Origin of the sequence: uncultured Meiothermus sp., from assembly GCF_937863175.1 — a bacterium.
Taxonomy (GTDB): domain Bacteria; phylum Deinococcota; class Deinococci; order Deinococcales; family Thermaceae; genus Meiothermus.
This window is the reverse complement of sequence record NZ_CALMCQ010000307.1, coordinates 1-3,120: the sequence shown is the minus strand read 5'-3', so window position 1 is coordinate 3,120 and position 3,120 is coordinate 1. Positions and strand designations below refer to the sequence as shown.

The following is a 3,120-nucleotide window of genomic DNA, read 5'->3' as shown; positions in this document are numbered from 1 at the left end:
CTCTGGCCCCATTACCATCGGCCAGGCGGCTGAATTTGACTACTCCGGAACCCAGGCCGTCAAGGCCCTGCGCAGCGTGGGCTACCAGGTGGTGCTGGCGAACTCCAACCCGGCCACCATCATGACCGACCCTGAGCTGTCCGAAGGCACCTACCTCGAGCCCCTTAGTCCCGAGTTCCTGGAAAAAATCATCGCTAAAGAGCGCCCGGACGCGCTGCTGCCAACGCTGGGCGGCCAGACCGCGCTCAACCTCTCGATGGCCCTTTTCGAGCAGGGCATCCTGGAGAAGTACGGTGTGGAGTTGATCGGCGCCAATGCCACCGCTATCAAGAAAGGAGAAGACCGCGAGGAATTCCAGAAAGCCATGCTCAGGATTGGGGTGGACGTACCCAGAGGCAAGATGGTGCACAGCCTCGAGGAGGGGCTGGTTTTTGCCCGCGAAGTGATCGGATACCCGGCGGTGGTGCGGCCCAGCTTTACCCTGGGCGGCACCGGCGGGGGCCTTGCCGAAAACGAGGCCGAATTCACCGAGACCCTCACACGCGGGCTCTCGCTCTCCCCCACCCGGTCTGCGCTGGTGGAAGAGTCCATCGCCGGCTGGAAGGAGTACGAGCTCGAGGTCATGCGCGACCACAACGACACGGTGGTGATCATCACCTCCATCGAGAATGTAGACCCCATGGGGGTGCACACCGGCGACTCCATCACGGTTGCACCGGCCCAGACCCTCTCCGATGTGGAGTACCAGAAAATGCGCGATGCAGCCATCGCGATCATCCGCGAGATCGGGGTAGAGACCGGTGGCTCCAACATCCAGTTCGCCATAGACCCCAGGAGCGGGCGGATGATCGTGATTGAGATGAACCCCCGCGTCTCGCGCTCGAGTGCCCTGGCCTCCAAGGCCACCGGCTTCCCCATTGCCAAGATTGCCGCCCTGCTGGCGGTAGGCTACCGGCTGGATGAAATTCCCAATGACATCACCCAGAAAACCCCGGCCAGTTTCGAGCCCACCATTGACTACGTGGTCACCAAGATTCCCCGCTTCGCCTTCGAGAAGTTCAGCACCCTGCCCAATGTGAATCCCGGGGGCTTCTCCGACCGGCTGGGCACCCAGATGAAGAGCGTGGGCGAGGTGATGGCCATTGGCCGCACTTTCAAAGAAAGCTTTGGCAAAGCCCTGCGGAGCCTCGAGGCCGATGTGCGGGCGGAATTCACCTCCTACACCACCGAAGAGCTACAGACCCGGCTTTACCCCAGCCCGACGCGAATTTATGCAGTCCTGGAACTGCTGCGGCGGGGTGAGCAGGTAGACAACCTCTACGACCTGACCAGAATCGAGCCCTGGTTCCTGACCCAGCTCAAGGAAGTGATTGATGCCGAACACGACCTCGAGACCGAAAGCCAGCGCCTGGAAGATGCCGAGGACTGGCGCTATGTGAAGGGGTTGGGCCTCTCCGACGCACAGGTGGGTGAGCTGGTGGGTGTATCGGAGGCGGTGGCCCGCAAGCAGCGGCTGGCCGCAGGCTCGAGGCCGGTCTACAAAACTGTAGACACCTGCGCCGCAGAGTTCGAGGCCTACACGCCCTATCACTACAGCGCCTACGAGCTGGAGGATGAGGTTCGCCAGACCAGCAAGCCAAAAGTGGTGATCCTGGGCAGCGGCCCCATTCGCATCGGGCAGGGGGTGGAGTTCGACTACGCCACAGTGCATGCGGTCTGGGCTTTGCGCGAGGCTGGCTTCGAGACCATCATGGTCAATTCCAACCCCGAGACCGTGAGCACCGACTACGACACCGCCGACCGCCTCTACTTCGAACCCCTCACGCTGGAGGACGTGCTCAATCTGACCGATCACGAAAAGCCCATCGGCGCAATTGCCACCCTGGGTGGCCAGACCCCCTTGAAGCTGGCCAAAAAACTCTCCGATGCGGGGGTGCAACTGCTGGGGACTAGCTGGGAGGCCATCCACAAGGCCGAGGATCGCGCCGAGTTCAACAAGCTCTGCGCCAGCTTGGGCATTCCCCAGCCGAAAGGCACCGTAGCCCGCAACCCCGAAGAAGCCCTCCGACTGGCCGAGACCATCGGCTACCCCCTGATGGCCCGGCCCAGCTATGTGCTGGGTGGACGAGCCATGCAGGTCGTGCACAACCCCGAAGAGCTGCGCTGGTATCTGAACGGCATCTACGCAGCCCTCGCCGAGCGCCCCTCGATCCTGCTAGACCAGTACCTGGACAATGCGCTCGAGCTGGATGTAGACGCACTATGTGACGGCAGCCAGGTGGTGGTGGCGGGCATCCTGGAGCACATCGAGCGGGCCGGGGTACACTCCGGCGACTCGGCTACCATCCTGCCGCCCATCTCGCTCTCCCCCGAGCAGCTGGCAACCGTCAGGGAATACACCCGCAGGCTGGCCCTGGCGGTGGGTGTGAAGGGGCTCATCAACGTACAGTACGCGCTCAAGGACGGTACGGTCTATATTCTGGAAGCCAACCCCCGGGCCTCCCGCACAGTGCCTTTTGTCTCCAAGGCCATCGGGCGCCCGCTGGCCAAGTACGCAGCTTTAATCGCGGTGGGCAAAACCCTGGGCGACCTGGCCTTCACCCAGGATCCCACCCCAGGCTTTTACTCGGTCAAGGAAGTTCTGGTTCCCTGGCTCAAGTTCCCCGGAGTGATTCCAGTGTTGGGGCCGGAGATGCGCTCCACCGGCGAGAGCATGGGTATTGATACCGACCCCTATCTGGCCTACTACCGGGCCGAACTGGGTGTGGGCCAGAAGCTGCCTCTGGATGGCAGGGTGCGCTTTATCGGAGCCGATGGACTTAAAGCGGATTGGATTGCTGCAGGTTTTGAAGTCTCCGACAGTGATTATGACCTGTTGATCGCCCTCACCCCAGATCCCGAGATGCGCCGGGCGGTCGAGACCGGCAAACCCTTCATCACCACCCTCGAGGGGGCTGGCTGGAGCCTGGAGAGCATTAAGCGGGCCAAAAAACTGGATTTGCCGGTCAGGTCGCTACAAAGCTGGCATTCCACCTAGCCGGACAGAAATAAGAAGCCGGAGTGGAAACACCCACTCCGGCCCGGCTTACAAAGCGTTATACCGGATTCAAAAAAGATCAT

1 protein-coding gene is annotated in these 3,120 nt (G+C 61.9%); it reads left to right on the top strand.

Going from position 1 to position 3,120, the window contains the following annotated elements:
• Nucleotides 1-3,037, top strand: a 3,037-nt coding sequence (gene carB, locus Q0288_RS11750) for a carbamoyl-phosphate synthase large subunit (protein ID WP_299430626.1), incomplete at its 5' end; no start/stop codon positions are given.
• Nucleotides 3,038-3,120: the final 83 nt, after the last annotated feature.